This is a genomic window from Bradyrhizobium sp. A11 (genome assembly GCF_042077125.1).
Classification (GTDB): Bacteria; Pseudomonadota; Alphaproteobacteria; order Rhizobiales; family Xanthobacteraceae; genus Bradyrhizobium; species Bradyrhizobium japonicum_B.
Genome location: NZ_CP149509.1, coordinates 467,781 through 484,447 on the forward strand (window position 1 = coordinate 467,781; position 16,667 = coordinate 484,447).

15 protein-coding genes and 1 riboswitch are annotated in these 16,667 nt (G+C 66.0%); of the genes, 11 read left to right on the forward strand and 4 right to left on the reverse strand.

Going from position 1 to position 16,667, the window contains the following annotated elements; all coding sequences use genetic code 11:
* Window positions 1-19 precede the first annotated feature (19 nt).
* Window positions 20-727 (forward strand): phosphate regulon transcriptional regulator PhoB, encoded by a 708-nt coding sequence (gene phoB, locus WI560_RS02075; RefSeq protein WP_008143479.1) that lies wholly within the window; start codon window positions 20-22, stop codon window positions 725-727.
* Between the two features lie 261 nt (window positions 728-988).
* Here the strand turns inward: phoB and WI560_RS02080 are convergent, their stop codons facing one another.
* A complete protein-coding gene (locus WI560_RS02080; RefSeq protein WP_257179407.1) occupies window positions 989-1,498 on the reverse strand; it encodes a GcrA family cell cycle regulator in 510 nt (169 codons plus the stop codon).
* Between the two features lie 469 nt (window positions 1,499-1,967).
* On the opposite strand from WI560_RS02080, the gene WI560_RS02085 reads away from it, so the two are divergent.
* From WI560_RS02085 to WI560_RS02095, 3 genes are all read left to right on the forward strand, one after another.
* Complete coding sequence (locus WI560_RS02085) at window positions 1,968-3,176, forward strand: aspartate aminotransferase family protein (RefSeq protein WP_257197580.1); 1,209 nt, start codon at window positions 1,968-1,970, stop codon at window positions 3,174-3,176.
* A complete protein-coding gene (argF, locus tag WI560_RS02090) occupies window positions 3,176-4,111 on the forward strand; it encodes an ornithine carbamoyltransferase (RefSeq protein WP_375306705.1) in 936 nt (311 codons plus the stop codon). The genes WI560_RS02085 and argF overlap by 1 nt, the downstream gene beginning before the upstream one ends.
* A 289-nt stretch (window positions 4,112-4,400) precedes the next feature.
* Window positions 4,401-5,420 (forward strand): Hsp33 family molecular chaperone, encoded by a 1,020-nt coding sequence (locus tag WI560_RS02095; RefSeq protein ID WP_375306706.1) that lies wholly within the window; start codon window positions 4,401-4,403, stop codon window positions 5,418-5,420.
* A 1,027-nt stretch (window positions 5,421-6,447) separates the two neighbouring features.
* On the opposite strand, the gene apaG is transcribed toward WI560_RS02095, so the two are convergent.
* Window positions 6,448-6,840, reverse strand: a complete 393-nt coding sequence (gene apaG / locus WI560_RS02100; RefSeq protein ID WP_028138966.1) for a Co2+/Mg2+ efflux protein ApaG — start codon at window positions 6,838-6,840, stop codon at window positions 6,448-6,450.
* A 202-nt stretch (window positions 6,841-7,042) separates the two neighbouring features.
* Here apaG and WI560_RS02105 point away from each other — a divergent pair, with 202 nt between their 5' ends.
* From WI560_RS02105 to WI560_RS02115, 3 genes are read left to right on the forward strand one after another with little or no spacing between them, the layout of a single operon-like run.
* The gene (locus WI560_RS02105) at window positions 7,043-8,293 is read left to right on the forward strand and encodes an OpgC domain-containing protein (RefSeq protein WP_257178566.1); all 1,251 of its coding nucleotides are present in this window, start codon (window positions 7,043-7,045) and stop codon (window positions 8,291-8,293) included.
* Entirely contained in the window at window positions 8,293-9,075 is a 783-nt protein-coding gene (locus WI560_RS02110; protein WP_375306707.1) for an SGNH/GDSL hydrolase family protein, read from the forward strand. Before WI560_RS02105 ends, WI560_RS02110 begins: the two co-directional genes overlap by 1 nt.
* A 12-nt stretch (window positions 9,076-9,087) precedes the next feature.
* Window positions 9,088-10,080: an SGNH/GDSL hydrolase family protein gene (locus tag WI560_RS02115; protein ID WP_375306708.1), complete on the forward strand. Its 993-nt coding sequence runs from the start codon at window positions 9,088-9,090 to the stop codon at window positions 10,078-10,080.
* Between the two features lie 176 nt (window positions 10,081-10,256).
* On the opposite strand, the gene WI560_RS02120 is transcribed toward WI560_RS02115, so the two are convergent.
* Window positions 10,257-11,444 (reverse strand): O-succinylhomoserine sulfhydrylase, encoded by a 1,188-nt coding sequence (locus WI560_RS02120; protein WP_375306709.1) that lies wholly within the window; start codon window positions 11,442-11,444, stop codon window positions 10,257-10,259.
* Between the two features lie 75 nt (window positions 11,445-11,519).
* A riboswitch (SAM riboswitch) is annotated at window positions 11,520-11,599 on the reverse strand.
* A 109-nt stretch (window positions 11,600-11,708) separates the two neighbouring features.
* Here WI560_RS02120 and WI560_RS02125 point away from each other — a divergent pair.
* The 4 genes from WI560_RS02125 to WI560_RS02140 all read left to right on the forward strand — a co-directional run bounded on the left by WI560_RS02125 (window position 11,709) and on the right by WI560_RS02140 (window position 16,149).
* The gene (locus WI560_RS02125) at window positions 11,709-12,815 is read left to right on the forward strand and encodes a 2'-deoxycytidine 5'-triphosphate deaminase (RefSeq protein WP_028138961.1); all 1,107 of its coding nucleotides are present in this window, start codon (window positions 11,709-11,711) and stop codon (window positions 12,813-12,815) included.
* Window positions 12,816-12,920: 105 nt separating this feature from the next.
* A complete protein-coding gene (locus WI560_RS02130) occupies window positions 12,921-13,337 on the forward strand; it encodes a PAS domain S-box protein (protein WP_257197594.1) in 417 nt (138 codons plus the stop codon).
* A 104-nt stretch (window positions 13,338-13,441) separates the two neighbouring features.
* Window positions 13,442-14,494: a hypothetical protein gene (locus tag WI560_RS02135; protein ID WP_375306710.1), complete on the forward strand. Its 1,053-nt coding sequence runs from the start codon at window positions 13,442-13,444 to the stop codon at window positions 14,492-14,494.
* Window positions 14,495-14,709: 215 nt separating this feature from the next.
* Window positions 14,710-16,149 (forward strand): MATE family efflux transporter, encoded by a 1,440-nt coding sequence (locus WI560_RS02140; RefSeq protein ID WP_375306711.1) that lies wholly within the window; start codon window positions 14,710-14,712, stop codon window positions 16,147-16,149.
* On the opposite strand, the gene WI560_RS02145 is transcribed toward WI560_RS02140, so the two are convergent.
* Window positions 16,146-16,613, reverse strand: a complete 468-nt coding sequence (locus WI560_RS02145; protein ID WP_375306712.1) for a hypothetical protein — start codon at window positions 16,611-16,613, stop codon at window positions 16,146-16,148. The genes WI560_RS02140 and WI560_RS02145 overlap by 4 nt on opposite strands.
* Between the last annotated feature and the right edge of the window lie 54 nt (window positions 16,614-16,667).

Genomic DNA, 16,667 nt, shown 5'->3' on the forward strand with positions numbered 1-16,667 from the left:
CTCAAGGAGCGACGACAACATGGGCGCACGCATTATGGTGGTTGAGGACGAGGAAGCTCTCACCGAGCTTCTGCGTTACAACCTCGAAGGCGACGGCTATGACGTCGAGACGGTGATGCGCGGCGACGACGCCGACACCCGCCTCAAGGAACACATTCCCGATCTGATCGTGCTCGACTGGATGCTGCCGGGCCTCTCCGGCATCGAGCTGTGCCGGCGCCTGCGCACCCGGCCCGAGACCAAGCAGCTGCCGATCATCATGCTCACCGCGCGCGGCGAGGAGAGCGAGCGGGTGCGCGGCCTTGCGACCGGCGCCGACGACTACATCGTCAAGCCGTTCTCGGTGCCGGAGCTGCTGGCGCGCGTGAAGGGCCTGCTCAGGCGCGCCAGCCCCGAGCGGCTCGCGACCGTGCTGGCCTATGGCGACATCGAGCTCGATCGCGACAAGCGCCGCGTCGCGCGCTCCGGCCGCCCGATCGATCTCGGCCCGACCGAATATCGCCTGCTGGAGTTCTTCCTGGAGCATCCCGGCCGCGTGTTCTCGCGCGAGCAGCTGCTCGACAGCGTCTGGGGCCGCGACATCTACATCGACGAGCGCACCGTTGACGTCCATATCGGCCGCCTGCGCAAGCTGCTCAATCTCGGCCGCGAGCAGGACCCGATCCGCACCGTCCGCGGCGCCGGCTACGCACTGGACGATCGCTTCGCGAAGGCGGAGCAGACGTAAGGGCGGGTGAGGTGGTCTAGCGAGTTGCCGCCACAGTATCGGTGTCGTCCCGGACAAGCGTCAGCGCAGATCCGGGATCCATAACCACAGCAAGTGATTGTTACACGAAATAGGTAACTCCGAGTCCCCCTAACCACATCCTGCGGTGGCTATGGGTCCCGGATCTGCGCGCGCTTGTGGCGCGCTTGTCCGGGACGACATCGGATGTCTTGAGGCGCCGTCGTGTGACGACTGCCGCGTTTGCGATCAGCTAAATCTCGCTCAGCGCGTGGGCTTCGGTGCCGCGCGGCGCCGATCCGCCGCCGGCTGATACGCCACGCGCGAGTGCTGGGCGCAATAGGGCAGGCCGGACAGGGCCTTGCCGCCGCAGAAGAAGAAATCCGGGCTCGAGGGATCGCCCACCGGCCAGTGGCAGGTCGCCTCGTTCAATTCGAGCAGCGACAGCCGCTGGCTCATCGGCACCACGTTGTCGTAGGTGACGGGTTCGGCCTCGACCTCGACCTCGAAGGCCTGCGCCAGCGCGGTGTTGCCGCGCGCGATGGGGCGCGTCACCCGCATCATGTGCTGGGCGGGACGCGCCTTGCGCGGCCGGGGCGCGGCCGACGAAGGGCTCTTGGCGCGGCCGGACAGGCCGAGCCTGTGCACTTTGCCGATCACGGCATTGCGGGTCACATTGCCGAGCTCTGCTGCGATCTGGCTGGCCGACAATCCGGCCTCCCAGAGCTTTTTCAGCTGCTCGACGCGATCGTCGGACCAGGTCAAAACCGTCATTGCACCCTTTCCCTCGCCGCGCGGCTGCCATCCTGGCGGTCCGTGCGGCGAATGCCTAAGCCTCGAAAAACCCGTGCCGCTCGAATCCCTTAGGGCTCGCCGGGCGCGCAACTGACGCCCGAACGTTTACGCCGGTACATGAGGACTCTTGGGATCAGAACTGCCGCACGAGATGTCGTATCTGACAATCCAAACGCTACAATATGGCGTGACTCACGCGCAAGAGTCCGCCGACTCGCTTCCACATGTTCCGTGGTGAAAAACCCGCAAAATCGCGACCGCAAGACTACGGAATCACCGTTTCACCACCGTTTTCTGGGGCTTTCGGGCGGCATTGACACCCGTTTCACCAGGCCTAAGATAGTCGTGCGTGCCGCCCTTAAAAGGCGGCACGTTTCGTTTTCCGGGCCGGTGGATGGTGCGTTGCGCAATGCACGCCTCACACCGTCCGCAACATCAAGTGGCCGTCATGACTAACAGCGCAGCCCCGCATTTGCTCCCCGTTTTCGCCAGGGCCAACCTCGGTTTTGAACGCGGCGAAGGCTGCTGGCTGATCGCAACCAATGGCGATCGCTATCTCGATTTCACCTCGGGCGTCGCCGTCAATGCGCTCGGCCATTGCCACCCGCATCTGATCAAGGCGTTGCAGGAGCAGGCGACGAAGCTGTGGCACATGTCGAACCTGTTCCAGAGCCCGGACGGCGAGAAGCTCGCCGCGCGCCTGTGCCACGAGAGTTTTGCCGACCTGGTGTTCTTCTGCAATTCCGGCGCCGAGGCGCTGGAGGGCGTGATCAAGCTGGTGCGCCATCATCACTTCTCCAAGGGGCATCCGGAGCGTTACCGCATCATCACCTTCGAGGGCGCCTTCCACGGCCGCACGCTGGCGACGCTCGCTGCGACCGGATCGGCAAAATATCTCGAAGGGTTCGGTCCGCCGATGGACGGCTTCGACCAGGTGCCGCATGGCGACCTCGAAGCCGTCAAGAAGGCGATCGGGCCCGACACCGCCGGTATCCTGATCGAGCCGATCCAGGGCGAGGGCGGCGTGCGTTCGGCACCGCCGGCGTTCCTCAAGGCGCTCCGCCAGCTTTGCGACGAGAAGGGCCTGCTGCTCGCCTTCGACGAGGTGCAGACCGGCATGGGCCGTGCCGGCGATCTGTTCGCGTATCGGCGCACCGGCGTCACGCCTGACGTGATGTCGCTGGCGAAGGCGCTCGGCGGCGGCTTCCCGATCGGCGCCGTGCTGGCGACCGCGGACGCGGCGGCCGGCATGGGGCCCGGCTCGCACGGCTCGACCTTCGGCGGCAATCCGCTGGCGATCTCGGCGGCCAACGCCGTGCTCGACGTCATGCTTAAGCCCGGCTTCTTCGACCACGTGCAGAAGATGTCGCTGCTGCTCAAGCAGAAGCTCGCCTCGGTGATCGACCGTCACCCCGACATCGTCAGCGAGGTGCGCGGCGAGGGCCTCCTGATCGGCATCAAGGCCGTCGTGCCCTCGGGCGACCTGGTCGCCGCCTTGCGCGACGAAAAGCTCCTGACCGTCGGGGCCGGCGACAATGTCGTGCGCTTCCTGCCGCCCTTGATCGTCACCGAAGCCGAGATCGAGGACAGCGTCGGGCGGCTGGAGCGGGCCTGCACCGCATTGTCGGCCGGCCAGAGCAAGCGGGCGGCAAGCTGATGAGCAAGTCCCCGACCAAGACGCCGAAGCACTTCCTCGACATCAACGAGCTGCCCTTGTCGGAGCTCAAGCGCATGCTCGCCGCGTCGAGCGCGATGAAGGCGAAGCAGAAGGCGCATCAGCCGGTGCGGCCGCTCGAAGGCAAGACGCTGGCGATGATCTTCGAGCGTCCCTCGACGCGGACCCGGGTGTCGTTCGACGTCGGCATGCGCCAGCTCGGCGGCGAGGCGATCATGCTCACCGGCGCCGAGATGCAGCTCGGCCGCGGCGAGACCATCGCCGACACCGCCCGCGTGCTGTCGCGCTATGTCGACGCCATCATGATCCGCATCCTCAATCACGATGCGCTGCTCGAGCTTGCGGCCAACGCCACCGTGCCCGTCATCAACGGCCTGACGCGGCGCTCGCATCCCTGCCAGGTGATGGCCGACCTCATGACCTACGAGGAGCATCGCGGCCCGATCGAGGGCAAGATAGTGGCCTGGACCGGTGACGACAACAACGTGCTGGCGTCCTGGGCCCACGCCGCCGAGCGCTTCAAATTCCAGCTCAACGTCGCCACCCCTCCGGAGCTCGCGCCGAAAAAGGCGATGCGCGACTGGATCAAGGCGACCGGCGCGCCGATCGTGCTCGGCACCGATCCGGAAGCCGCGGTGCGCGGCGCCGATTGCGTCGTCACCGACACCTGGGTGTCGATGGGCGACAAGGAAGGCGAGCATCGCCACAACGTGCTCAAGCCCTACCAGGTCAACGGCAAGCTGATGTCGCTCGCCAAGCCCGATGCCCTGTTCATGCATTGCCTGCCCGCCCACCGCGGCGAGGAGGTCACTGATGAAGTGATCGACGGCCCGCAATCGGTCGTGTTCGACGAGGCCGAAAACCGCCTGCACGCGCAGAAGGGCATCTTGGCCTGGTGCTTCGACGCGGTGAAGTAGCCGCGCTGGCGGCCCTGCTGCCGCCTCATACACAATTGTCGTCCCGGACAAGCGCGCCACAAGCGCGCGCCGATCCGGGACCCATACCGCGGAATCTCTCTTGTGGCAGGCTGAGCGACGCCAACAGTCTTCGCCAAATCGCAGCCTGTGGTTATGGATCCCGGGCTCGCGCTTCGCGCGCCCCGGGACGACATCGAATTTGAGCGGCTTGCCACCGCTTAATCCGCACCTGGAACACACCACCTCCGCGCCCCTTCCATTTCCCACCTCCGACCCCAGATAGAGCGCCATGGTTTCCCAATCTCCTGACATGAAGACCGGGTCCGAAGGCCCGGTTCGCGCACCATCCGCAATTCCGATCGATGACGCCGTGCTGCCCTACGAGGTCGATGCGCTCGACGTGCGCGGGCGTCTGGTGCGGCTTGGCCCGGCGCTCGACGACATCCTGACCAAGCACGATTATCCCGCGCCCGTCGGCAAGCTGCTCGGCGAGGCCATCGTGCTGACGACGCTGCTCGGCTCGGCGCTGAAATTCGAGGGGCGCTTCATTCTCCAGGCCCAGACCGACGGTCCAGTGTCGTTCCTGGTGGTGGACTACCAGGCGCCGGATCGCCTGCGCGCCTATGCCCGCTTCGATGCCGCGCGTCTCGGCGAGGCCCAAGAATCCGGCATGCGTTCCGGCGCGCTGCTCGGCCGCGGTCATCTCGCCATGACCATCGACCAGGGCCCCGACATGAGCCGCTACCAGGGCCTGGTCGCGCTCGATGGCGGCAGCCTGGAAGACGCCGCCCACGAATATTTCCTGCGCTCCGAGCAGATCCCGACCAAGGTGCGTCTCGCGGTCGGCGAGGAATGGCGCTCCAGCGACGGCGGCAAGCATCGCTGGCGCGCCGGCGGCATGCTCATGCAGTTTCTGCCGAAGGCGCCGGAGCGCGCGCGGCAGGCGGACTTGCATCCGGGCGATGCGCCTGACGGCGTCGAGGTGCATGCCGTCACCGAGGACGATGCCTGGGTCGAGGCGCGTTCGCTGATCGAGACGGTCGAGGATGTCGAGCTGATCGATCCCGAGCTCTCCGGCGAGCGGCTGCTGTTCCGCCTGTTCCATGAGCGCGGCGTGCGGGTGTTCAATCCGCTGGTTCTTAAGGCGCAGTGCTCCTGCTCGCGCGATGCGGTCGCCGCGATGCTCAAGAGCTTCTCGCCCGACGACCGCGCCGCGATGGTCAAGGACGACAAGGTGGTCGTGACCTGCGAGTTCTGCTCGTCGGTCTACCAGTTCACCCCGCACGAGGCCGGCGTGGAAGACGCGTGAGCGAGCTCTCGTAGGGTGGGCAAAGGCGCACTTGCGCCGTGCCCACGATCTGCGTGTGGCTGGTGAGAATTCGTGGGCACGTCGCGCAAGAGCGCGCCTTTGCCCACCCTCCGGCGCTACGGCACCTGGTGTGTCCCCCGCTGTCAATCCACCTGCGCGAAAATATTCCACTTTACCGAAATTCGGAAATGGCGTATGTGTCGCCCATCCCGGCTCATCCAGGAGGGGCGATCTCGAGGTCGGCTTGATCGCGAGCCGGGCTTGCGGTGGACGCGGCAGCGTCGGCACGAGAGGTGCGGGCAGGGCGGGTAGTCCCTGTGAGTCCGTAACCGCGTGCGGACGAACGGCGCTGCTAGGCTTCGTCTCGCTCGTAAGTTTCCGGCTCCGTCGACAGGGCTGGAAAGACTGCGGCGAAAGGACGGGCCGTGCGTACGGCAAAACCGTGTGGTCCTGGCCGTCGTTGCTACGGTCAAGCCGGATCGAAGATGCGCGCGAGCCCAACCGGGCGGACGGCATCGCCAATTCGACCGGCGAGGGAGGCCAGAAGGAAAGTTCGGCTCCCGGGAGAGCGCGGCATAAGCCGTCCGACCACCGCGCAGGGAAGGCCGAGTGATCGGCACCACCTATATGCTGCTGTGCGGTTCTTCTGCGTGTGCATTTTGCGCAGCGGACCGCGGGTGCCTGTCGGCACCCGGCCTTCCCTGCGCCCTCCTGGATTTGAGGGCGGAGACGCAAGCAAAGCTCGGGCGAAATCGGCCGCGAGAACAAGAAGGCGTGTCTGCAAGCGATGGTGCGGGAAGAGCGATGCGGCTACGTCATCCTCCGTCATTGCGAGCGCAGCGGAGCAATCCAGAAATCCATCCGCGGAGGGATTCTGGATTGCTTCGTCGCAAGAGCTCCTCGCAATGACGTGGAGAGAGCGTCTAATATTCCGCTCTTGTGCCCCGGACGCAGCGCAGCGTCCCCGGCGAAGCGAAGCATCGTCCGGCACGGTGCGCTGCAGAGCCGGGACACGGCAGCGAGGCCCCTAATTCAACACGCGCTTGCTGTCCGGGCTGTCCAGCGAGAACGCCGGCACGTCGATCTCGAAGCGCTCGCCGCTTTCGCTGACCATCTGGTAGCGGCCGGTCATGAAGCCGGAGGCGGTCGAGAGCGGGACGCCGGAGGTGTATTCGAAGCGCTCGCCGGGGGCCAGGATCGGCTGCTCGCCGACCACGCCCTCGCCCTTCACCTCCTGCTGGCGGCCGGAGGCATCGGTGATGATCCAGTGCCGCGTCTTGAGCTGCACGGTCTCCTCACCCGAATTGGTGATGACGATGGTGTAGGACCAGAAGTAGCGGGAGCGATCGGCCGACGACTGCTCCGGAACAAAGTTCGGCTCGACGGTCACTTCGATGTGGCGGGTCACGGCGCGGTACATGGCTGCTACCATAGCGAAATCCGGCTCCGGAACCAAACGCCGCGGACGGCTTTGGCGACATCGTCCCGCCAGAATTCGAAGGGAATGACACCCCAGGGAAGGCACCGGCAAACCCCCATGGCACCCGGCCGCTTTGCGGGGTAACGACCGGACCGGTACACTCCTTGACACGCCGCGATTTGCGGAAGGTTTTTGCGCCCCGATGACCATTGCCGACCAAGTGACGGGATCGACGATCACGGGAACTGCCGCATCCGAGGGGGCGAAGCCGCGCGCGAGGGCGCCGGCCATCACGCTGCCCGCCATCGGCGAGCGCGAGCTCCGGCTCGACCTGTTCCGCGGGCTCGCGCTGTGGCTGATCTTCATCGATCATCTGCCGCCCAGTGTGCTGACCTGGTTCACGATCCGCAATTACGGCTTCAGCGACGCCACCGAGATCTTCATCTTCATCTCCGGCTATACCGCCGCCTTCGTCTACGGCCGGGCGATGCTGGAGAGCGGCGTCGTCATCGCCACCGCGCGCATCCTGCGCCGGGTCTGGCAGATCTACGTCGCCCACGTCTTCCTGTTCACGATCTTCCTCGCCGAGATCTCCTACGTCGCGACCAGCTTCGAGAACCCGCTCTACACCGAAGAGATGGGCATCATGGATTTCCTCAAGCAGCCCGACGTCACGATCGTGCAGGCGCTGCTGCTCCGCTTCCGCCCCGTCAACATGGACGTGCTGCCGCTCTATATCGTGCTGATGCTGGCGCTGCCCTTGATCCTGTGGTCGATGAAATGGCGGCCCGACGTCACGCTCGCCCTCTCGGTCGTGCTCTACGCGGTGACCTGGGAGTATGATCTCTACCTGTCGGCGTATCCGAACGGCTTCTGGGCCTTCAACCCCTTCGCCTGGCAATTGCTGTTCGTGTTCGGTGCATGGTGCGCGCTCGGAGGTGCGCGCCGTATGTCGCGCATTCTGTCGTCACGGGTCACGATGTGGCTGGCGATCGCCTATCTCATCGCGTCGTTCTACGTGACGCTGACCTGGTACGTGCCGCAGCTCTCCCAGTTCATGCCGAAGCTGGTCGAGCAATGGATGTATCCGATCAACAAGACCGATCTGGACGTGCTGCGCTTCACGCATTTCCTAGCGCTGGCGGCGCTCACCGTGCGCTTCCTGCCCCGGGACTGGCCGGGCTTGAAATCGCGCTGGCTGCGACCATTGATTCTATGCGGGCAGCATTCCCTCGAGATCTTCTGCCTCGGCGTCTTCCTGGCCTTTGCCGGCCATTTCATCCTCGCCGAAGTCTCCGGCGGCGCGGCCATGCATGCGCTAATTAGTCTCTCCGGGGTGCTGATCATGTGGGGCGTAGCCTGGGTGATTTCGTGGTACAAGCGCGTGGCTGACAAAAGCGGTACGAAGACCAAGAACGCCGTCGGCAACGCCGATCTGGCGGGAGGGGGCTGATGAAGGCGAAGGTTCTCCTGAGCCTGATCCTGCTATGCGGTAGCCTCGCCGCGTCCCTGGCGCGTGCGGGCGATGCTGCGCCTGCCGCCACCAATAATGCGCCCGCAGCCTGTGAGCTGCCGTCCTATCTGCTCACCAGCGAAAGCCGACTGACAAAGGTCGCCGATGCGCTCAAGGCCGGCAAGCCGCTCGACATCCTGGTCATCGGCAGCCGCTCGACCACGATTCCATCCTCGGAGAGCAGCTCCTATCCGGCGCGAATGGAGGCGATCCTCAAGGAGAAGCTGCCGGCGTCCGAGGTGGTGCACGTCTCCGTAGAAATACAGAGCAAGAAGACGGCAGAGGAGACCGCGTCCACCTTCGTTAAGCTGATGGAAGCAAAAGCGCCTACTTTGGTGATCTGGCAGACCGGGACCGTGGATGCTATCCGATCCATCGATCCCGACGAATTTCGTAGCGCGGTGACCGAGGGGGTTGTTGCGCTGCAAAATGCAGGGGCTGACGTCGTCTTGATGAACTTGCAATACAGCCCGCGTACGGAGACCATGATCTCGGCGCCGCCTTACCTCGACAACATGCGGGTGGTGGCGCAGGAGCACGACATTCCGCTGTTCGATCGCTTCGCGATCATGCGGCAGTGGAATGACCAGGGTCAGTTCGACCTGTTCAGCCCGTCCCGCGGGCCCGAGCTGGCGAAACAGGTCCATGATTGCCTTGGCCGGGCGTTGGCACAGTTCGTGATCGACGCAGCCCGTGGGGAGCCGGCCCAGCAGCAAAATTGAGGTCTAGCGTTAATGAGTTCTCTCCGCCCTTTTTGCCTGACGGCATGGCTGGCCGCGCCTGCAGCCGCAGTGCTGCTGTCGCTGCTGCCGGCCGCGCAATCGCATGCCCAGACGCCGGCCGTCCAGGCGACACCCGCCCCCGCGCAGTCGGCTGAACCCGCGCCCGCCTCGCCCTCCCAGACCGCCGTCGCTGCGACCTCGCCCGAGCAGCGCGGCATCACGGCGCGTGCCATCGACAAGGTGAAGCAGGCCGCCAAGTCCGCCAGCGACATCTTCAACCGCGTGCCCTGCCAGCCGCCGAAGGGCGGTTCGAAGGCGATGGGCTCGCTGCCGCACGTCGCGGGCAAGCTCGTCGCCGGGCTGCCCGTCGTCATCGTCGCGTTCGGCTCGTCCTCGACTCAAGGGTTCGGCGCGAGCTCGCCGGAGTTCAATTACCCCAATCGTCTCGCCGCGCAGCTGCGCCGGCACTATCCGACCGCCGACATCAGCGTCATCAATGCCGGTGTCGGCGGCGAGGACGCGCCCGAGATGATGAAGCGCCTTCAGACGCAGGTGATCGACATGCATCCAGATCTCGTGATCTGGCAGGTCGGCACCAACGCCGTGCTGCGCAATCTCGATCCCGGCGAAACCGCCAAGATGGTGGAGGACGGCATCAGCCGCATCCAGGCCGCGGGCGGCGCCGACATCGTGCTGGTCGATCCGCAATATTCGCCGGCGGTCAACCAGCGCGCCGAGAGCGCCGGCAAGATGGTGAAGCTGCTCAGCAAGGTCGCCGAGCTCCGTCACGTCGGAATCTTCCCGCGCTTCGAGGTGATGCGTGACTGGCACGAGAAGCAGGCCATTCCGGTCGAGGGCTTCGTGATCGCCGACGGCCTGCACATGAACGATTGGGGCTATGCCTGCTTCGCCCAGCTGCTCGGCGACGACATCATCCGCTCGGTCGGCCAGATCAAGCTCGGCGTCAACGTGCCCGCGGACGTGCGGACGTACCGGCCGATGTAGCTTGCTTTAACCCTCCCCTGGAGGGGGAGGGTCGCTACGCATGCAGCGAAGCGGAATGCGTAGCGGGGTGGGGTGACGGTCCATCCACATCCAACAGTGCCCGAGTGGAGAGATCACCCCACCCCGCTCGCGCTTCGCGCGATCGACCCTCCCCCTCCAGGGGAGGGTCAGCAAGATCACGCCTGCTCCAGCGCCGCGGTCAGGTCCTCGATCAGATCGTCGGCATGCTCGAGCCCCGCCGAGAAGCGAATGAAGCCTTCGCCGATGCCGAGCGCGGCGCGGTCTTCCGGCTTCAGGCGCTGATGCGTCGTGGTCGCCGGATGCGTGACGAGGCTCTTGGCATCGCCGAGATTGTTCGAGATCCTCGCAAGCTTCAGCGCGTTGAGCACGCGGAACGCGGCTGCCTTGCCGCCCTTGACCTCGAAGCCGACCAGGGTCGAGCCGCCGCGCATCTGCTTTTTCACCAATGCCGCCTGCGGATGATCGGCGCGGCCGGGATAGACCAGCCGCGAAATCTTCGGGTGGCTCGCCAGCACCTCGGCGATACGCGAAGCGGTCTCGGTCTGCGCGCGCACCCGCACGCCCAGCGTCTCCAGGCCCTTGAGCAGGACCCAGGCGTTGAACGGCGAGATCGACGGTCCGGTCTGGCGCATGAAATTGTGGATGTGCTCGGCGATGAAGGCTTCCGAGGACAGGATGATGCCGCCGAGGCAGCGGCCCTGGCCGTCGATGTGCTTGGTCGCGGAATAGACCACGACGTCGGCCCCGAGCGCGAGCGGGCTCTGCCAGATCGGGGTTGCGAACACGTTGTCGACGACGAGCCGCGCCCCGCCCTTGTGCGCGATCTCGGCGATGGCGGGAATGTCGAGCACGTCGAGCGTCGGGTTGGTCGGGCTCTCCAGGAAGAACGTCTTGGTGTTGGGCCGCAGCGCCCGCTGCCATTGGTCGAGATCGAGCCCATCGACCAGCGTGGTCTCGATGCCGTAGCGTGGCAACAGGTCCTGCACGACGTAGAGGCACGAGCCGAACAGCGCGCGCGAGGCTACGACGTGATCGCCGGCCTTGAGCGGTGCCAGGATCGCGGTCGTCACCGCGGCCATGCCTGTTGCCGCCGAGCGGGCGGCCTCGGCGCCTTCGAGCTCGATCATGCGGCGCTCGAACATCGCGATGGTGGGATTGGAGTAGCGCGAATAGATGAAGCCGGGGTCCTCGCCCTTGAACCGCGCCTCGCATTGCTCGGCGCTGTCGTAGACATAGCCCTGGGTCAGGAATAGCGCCTCCGAGGTCTCGCCATATTGCGAGCGCAGGGTGCCGGAATGAACCAGGCGGGTTTCGGGGCGGTAGTTGGCGGTCGACTTCGACATAGGGTACCTCCGACATGACCGCCTCGTCGAAAGCGGTCACAAAAAAACCGGCCTGGATATCTCCACGGGCCGGGATCACAGAGGTCCCCGGCCTGTTTAGCGACTTATTTAACGTGGCTGCAAGCCGGCCGGCTCAAATCACCACGGGATAAGTGATGCTCATATTCGGCAATGCCCTTTCCGTCAAGGCGTCCATCGGATAGCCGTAAAAGACCTGTATTTCCGGCATGTCCGGATGCATCTGACCCCTGATGAGGACCCCGGTTGACGTTCACGGTCGCGCCCGACGCCAATGGTATCCTGCCCGACCGCATGATCGCGGCGATGGCGGAGGCAGGGCTCATCCGGCCCGCCTACGACTTCGTCGAGAGCCAGATCCAGCCGGCCAGCCTCGATCTGCGTCTCGGCGACATCGCCTATCGCGTCCGCGCCAGCTTCCTGCCCGGCCCCGGCGCCACCGTCGCCGAGCGCATCGACGAATTGAAGCTGCACGAGTTCAGCCTCGCCGACGGCGCGGTGCTGGAGACCAACTGCGTCTACATCGTGCCGCTGCTGGAAAGCCTCGCGCTGCCGCCGGAGATCGTCGCAGCCGCGAACCCCAAGAGCTCCACCGGCCGGCTCGACGTCTTCACCCGCGTGATCGCCGACGGCACCCGCCGCTTCGACATGATCGGCGCCGGCTATCACGGTCCGCTCTATGCCGAGATCAGCCCGAAGACGTTCCCGGTGCTGGTGCGCGAGGGCTCGCGCCTGTCCCAGGTGCGCTTCCGCACCGGTGATGCCATCCTCAACGCCGACGAGCTCGACGGCTTGCACGCCGCCGAGCGTCTGGTCGATGTCGACGATGCCGATCTCTCCGGCGGCGTTGCCGTCTCCGTCGACCTGTCCGGCGAGAAAGCGGGCGGCTTCGTCGGTTATCGCGCCAAGCGCCACACCGGCGTCGTCGACGTCGATCGCCGCTCCGGCTATGCGGTGGAGGATTTCTGGGAGCCGATGTCGGCCCGTCCCGACGGCAGCCTGATCCTCGATCCCGGCGAGTTCTACATCCTCGCCTCCAAGGAAGCCGTGCAGGTGCCGCCCGACTACGCCGCGGAGATGGTGCCGTTCGATCCCCTGGTCGGCGAGTTCCGGGTGCATTACGCCGGATTCTTCGATCCCGGCTTCGGCTATGCCGGCGCCGGCGGACAGGGCGCGCGCGCCGTGCTGGAGGTGCGCTCGCGCGAAGTGCCGTTCATCCTCGAGCACGGCCAGATCGTCGGCCGTCTCGTCTACGAGAAGATGCTGGCCCGTCCTGATGCGATGTACGGCCAGCGTATCGGTTCCAACTACCAGGCCCAGGGCCTCAAACTATCGAAGCATTTTCGGGTGTAGCCCGATCCTGTAGCCCGGATGGAGCGGAAGCGAAATCCGGGGCGGTTGCACTTGTGGCACGATCCCGGACTACGCTGCGCTTCATCCGGGCTACGAGGTGACCACATGACCAATCCATCCGAACTCGATGCAAGGATCGCCGAAGGCGTCGCGGATGCGCTGATCTATTCGGATCGCTCGGGCACGATCATGCGCTGGAACGGTGCCGCGGCGGCCCTGTTCGGCTTCTCCGCTGCGGAAGCGCTCGGCCAGAACCTGGACCTGATCATTCCCGAGCATCTGCGCGCCGCGCACTGGAAGGGCTTCGAGGCCGCGCTCGCGAGCGGCAGCATGAAGCTTGCGGGCAAGCCGACGCTGACCCGCGCGCTGCACAAGAGCGGACGCAAGCTCTACATCGAGATGACGTTCGCCCTGGTGCGGGATTCCGCGGGCAACGTCCTCGGATCCGTGGCGATGGCGCGCGATGTCACCGAGCGGGTCGAGCGTGAGCGCGCGGCCAAGGCGCCGCCGCAAACTTCGTGATGCGGAATTGACGGGCAATCGCGCAGGGCGCTCTGCATGGGCGTGATGTTGCCTGCCGCGGGGTGCAGTGACACACTCGATCGAAACAACGATCGGGAGCGAACATGGCCGCCGCTGTAGACGCCGCGCAGGAAGCCCAATGGAAGCGCTGGCGCGCGGTCGCCGACCTCTATCACGCATATTTCACCGGGCTCATCCTCACCGTCGTGACGCGGCGTGGCACCGCTGACGCCGCCGAGTTCGTTTTCCGCGTGTTTCGCCGCCAGCAGCAGGAGCGCTTTCTGCCGGGGCTTGCGAAGCTCGGGATCGATCATCTGCCGCCGGCGGTGGCGGCCGCGCAATATCACTATCTCTCCAACTGGATCGGCGGCGTGCATGTCGAGTACATGTACGAGAGCGACGCCAAGGCCTGGATCCGCTATCCGCCGCCGCGCTGGATCTGGAAGGGCACCGCGATCTGCGGCGTGCCGGGCGAGGTCTCGCGCGCGATGCTGCGCGGCTGGCACGCCAATAATGGCGCAGCCCTCGGCGATCTCAGGCTCGGCTTCGTCTGCACCAAGCAGAGCGTCGACGGCCAGGACGGGCTGGAGGGCTACTATCACCAATACGATCATCCGCTCGAGCCGGACCAGCGGCTGGTGTTCGCGCGCCACCTCGAAGCGCCGCTGTTCGATGCGAAGACCGCGCCGGCGCTTCCCGTGGCGAGCTGGCCGAAACCGCGTCTGGAAAAAGCCTATCGCAATTACGCGATGGAATATGTGCGCACGGCGGCGCCGGTCATGGTGCAGCTGTTCGGTCCTGAAGACGCCGGCTACCTGCTGCACCTCACCGGCAAGCTGATCGGGATGCAATATTTCGACGACGTCGCAGCCGCGCTGGCGATGAGCCGCGGCGGGGCAAGCGAATTCGCCGCGTTCCTGAACGCGCTGCTTGCCGCGCAGGATGATGCGGCTGAGAGTACGACGTCTGAAGGCAGCTCCGAAATCCGCCAGCAGAGCTGGAAGTTGATGGACGACATTGCCGACTATCATCCCGCTTGCGCCAGAGTGCTGGAGGGATTGTTCGAAGGCCTGGCTGCGGGATGCGGGCGGCATATCGTCGTGAATCTGCGCGCGGCAGCCGGCGGCCGTCCGCCGCTGGTCTGGACGATCGGGTAGGCCACGCTGCCGCCGGGGGGCACCTCGCCCCGCTTGCGGGGAGAGGGAGCAAACGATCCATCGAAATGCGCTGCCGCAGGGCACGCCTGCATCGGGCGCAGGAGGAATCGGCCATGGCCGTGCTAACAAGCCTCCCGGCGCCCTCGCGCGAATGAATTGATTGGCACACCCAAGCATTGCCGCGCCGCAAGGGGCGCCCGTGCCCCGGAGAGGACATGTCCGACATCGCCGAAATCCCGGTCGATGAGCAAGAGCGTCCGCTGCCGCCGCCGCCGGTGCGAAGCGCGCTTGTAGACGGGCCGATCCTGCGCACGCTGCTCGGCCTTGCCTGGCCCAACGCGATCGCGCTGTCGGCCGGCACCTGCACGGTGATCGCGGAAACCTCCTATATCGGCCGGCTCGGTGTCGAGGCGCTGGCGGCGATGGCGCTGGTGTTCCCGACCATCATCCTGACCATGACGATGTCGGGCGGCGCCATGGGCGGCGCGGTGGCGTCCGCCATTGCACGCGCGCTCGGTGCCGGCGATCGCGAGCGCGCCGGCACGCTCGCCGCGCACGCGATGCTGATCGGCATCAGCTTCGGCCTCGTCTTCATGCTGAGCATGCTGATCTTCGGGCCCAAGGTGTTGGAGATGCTCGGCGGCCGCGGCGATGTGCTGACCCATGCGGTTGCCTACACGCAGGTGTTTTTCGGCGGCGCCGTGCTGCCCTGGCTGCTCAACACCATGGCCGGCGTGCTGCGCGGCACCGGCAACATGAAGCTGCCCTCGTTCCTGATCATCAACTCCGCGGCCTGGCAGATCGTGCTCGGCGGCACGCTCGGCCTCGGGCTCGGGCCGGTGCCGCAGTTCGGCATGCACGGCGTCGCGGCCGGTGCGCTGATCGCCTATTCCATGAACATCTGCATCATGGGCTGGTACCTGTTCTCCGGGCGCGCGCGTGTCACACCGAAGCTGCGCGGCCTGCGCATCCAATGGGCGATGTTTTTCGACATCCTCAAGGTCGGCGCCATCGCCTGCTTCTCGCCGCTGCAATCGGTGCTGACGATCTCGATCTTCACCCACATGCTGGCGCAGTTCGGCACCACGATCCTCGCCGGCTACGGCATCGGTGCGCGGCTCGAATTCCTGCTGACCTCGATCGCGTTCTCGTTCGGCATCGCCTGCGTGCCGATGGTCGGGATGGCGATCGGCGCCGGCAACATCGCACGCGCCCGGCGCATCGCCTGGATCGCCAGTGCGGCTGCCTTCGTCGCCGTCGGCGCACCGGCCTGCCTCGTTGCGATGTTCCCCGACCTCTGGATCGACATCTTCACCGACAGCGCGGAAGTGCGCGCGGCGAGCCATCAATATCTCTCGACGGTCGGACCGTTCTACGCCTTTTTCGGCATCGCCACGGTGATGTACTTCTCCTCGCAAGGTGCGGCCAAGGTGATCGGGCCGGTGCTGGCGCAGACGGCGCGGCTGGTCTACATCTCGGCCGTCGGCTGGTGGCTGTCGACCCACGAGGCCACCGCGCAGAGCTTTTTCTGGCTGGCCGCGAGCTCGATGGTCGTGCTCGGCCTGCTCTCATCCTCCAGCGTCGTGCTGACGCGCTGGGGACCGCGCGCGAGCACGCCTGCGATCAGGCCAGCGCTGTCGGGTGCCTCCGACTAGCGATGCTTATGGCGGCGATGGCTGCTGCCGCCGCCGGTATTGGCGAGCCGCATCAATTGCGGGATCATCGCCATCATGTCGCCGCCACCGGCGCCGCCGAGCATGCCCATGATGTCGCCGCCGCCCATGCCGCCGAGCCCGGTCGGCATATAGCCGCTTCCGCCCATCGGCGCGTAGCCGCCGTAATTCGGCGCGCCGAAGCCGCCGCCCATCATGCCACCAAGTCCGCCGCCGCCGTTCTCCATCATGCGGCTCATCATCGGGCCCATGGTCTGCATCATCATGGCGAAGCGGCGCTTGCCCATCTTCGCCTTCATCATCTCCAGCATCGGCGCCATCTGGGTCATCATGTCCTCGCCGCCTCCGCCGAATCCGGCGAACTGCGCCTTCGCCGGCGTGCTTGCGGCGGAAAACAGCAGCAGCACGGCGGCCGCCTGGCAGATCACCTTGTCCGCACCTCTCATGGCATGCTCCTCGCGTGCGCAGCCCCGCCGGGACAGCGGGGCCAACCGGACGCA

Excerpts from the sequence above, each read along its gene's own strand:
- phoB (WP_008143479.1), top strand. The coding sequence starts at position 20 with ATGGGCGCACGCATTATGGTGGTTGAGGACGAGGAAGCTCTCACCGAG.
- WI560_RS02080 (WP_257179407.1), bottom strand. The coding sequence starts at position 1,498 with ATGACGGTTTTGACCTGGTCCGACGATCGCGTCGAGCAGCTGAAAAAG.
- WI560_RS02085 (WP_257197580.1), top strand. The coding sequence starts at position 1,968 with ATGACTAACAGCGCAGCCCCGCATTTGCTCCCCGTTTTCGCCAGGGCC.
- argF (WP_375306705.1), top strand. The coding sequence starts at position 3,176 with ATGAGCAAGTCCCCGACCAAGACGCCGAAGCACTTCCTCGACATCAAC.
- WI560_RS02095 (WP_375306706.1), top strand. The coding sequence starts at position 4,401 with ATGGTTTCCCAATCTCCTGACATGAAGACCGGGTCCGAAGGCCCGGTT.
- apaG (WP_028138966.1), bottom strand. The coding sequence starts at position 6,840 with ATGTACCGCGCCGTGACCCGCCACATCGAAGTGACCGTCGAGCCGAAC.
- WI560_RS02105 (WP_257178566.1), top strand. The coding sequence starts at position 7,043 with ATGACCATTGCCGACCAAGTGACGGGATCGACGATCACGGGAACTGCC.
- WI560_RS02110 (WP_375306707.1), top strand. The coding sequence starts at position 8,293 with ATGAAGGCGAAGGTTCTCCTGAGCCTGATCCTGCTATGCGGTAGCCTC.
- WI560_RS02115 (WP_375306708.1), top strand. The coding sequence starts at position 9,088 with ATGAGTTCTCTCCGCCCTTTTTGCCTGACGGCATGGCTGGCCGCGCCT.
- WI560_RS02120 (WP_375306709.1), bottom strand. The coding sequence starts at position 11,444 with ATGTCGAAGTCGACCGCCAACTACCGCCCCGAAACCCGCCTGGTTCAT.
- WI560_RS02130 (WP_257197594.1), top strand. The coding sequence starts at position 12,921 with ATGACCAATCCATCCGAACTCGATGCAAGGATCGCCGAAGGCGTCGCG.
- WI560_RS02135 (WP_375306710.1), top strand. The coding sequence starts at position 13,442 with ATGGCCGCCGCTGTAGACGCCGCGCAGGAAGCCCAATGGAAGCGCTGG.
- WI560_RS02140 (WP_375306711.1), top strand. The coding sequence starts at position 14,710 with ATGTCCGACATCGCCGAAATCCCGGTCGATGAGCAAGAGCGTCCGCTG.
- WI560_RS02145 (WP_375306712.1), bottom strand. The coding sequence starts at position 16,613 with ATGAGAGGTGCGGACAAGGTGATCTGCCAGGCGGCCGCCGTGCTGCTG.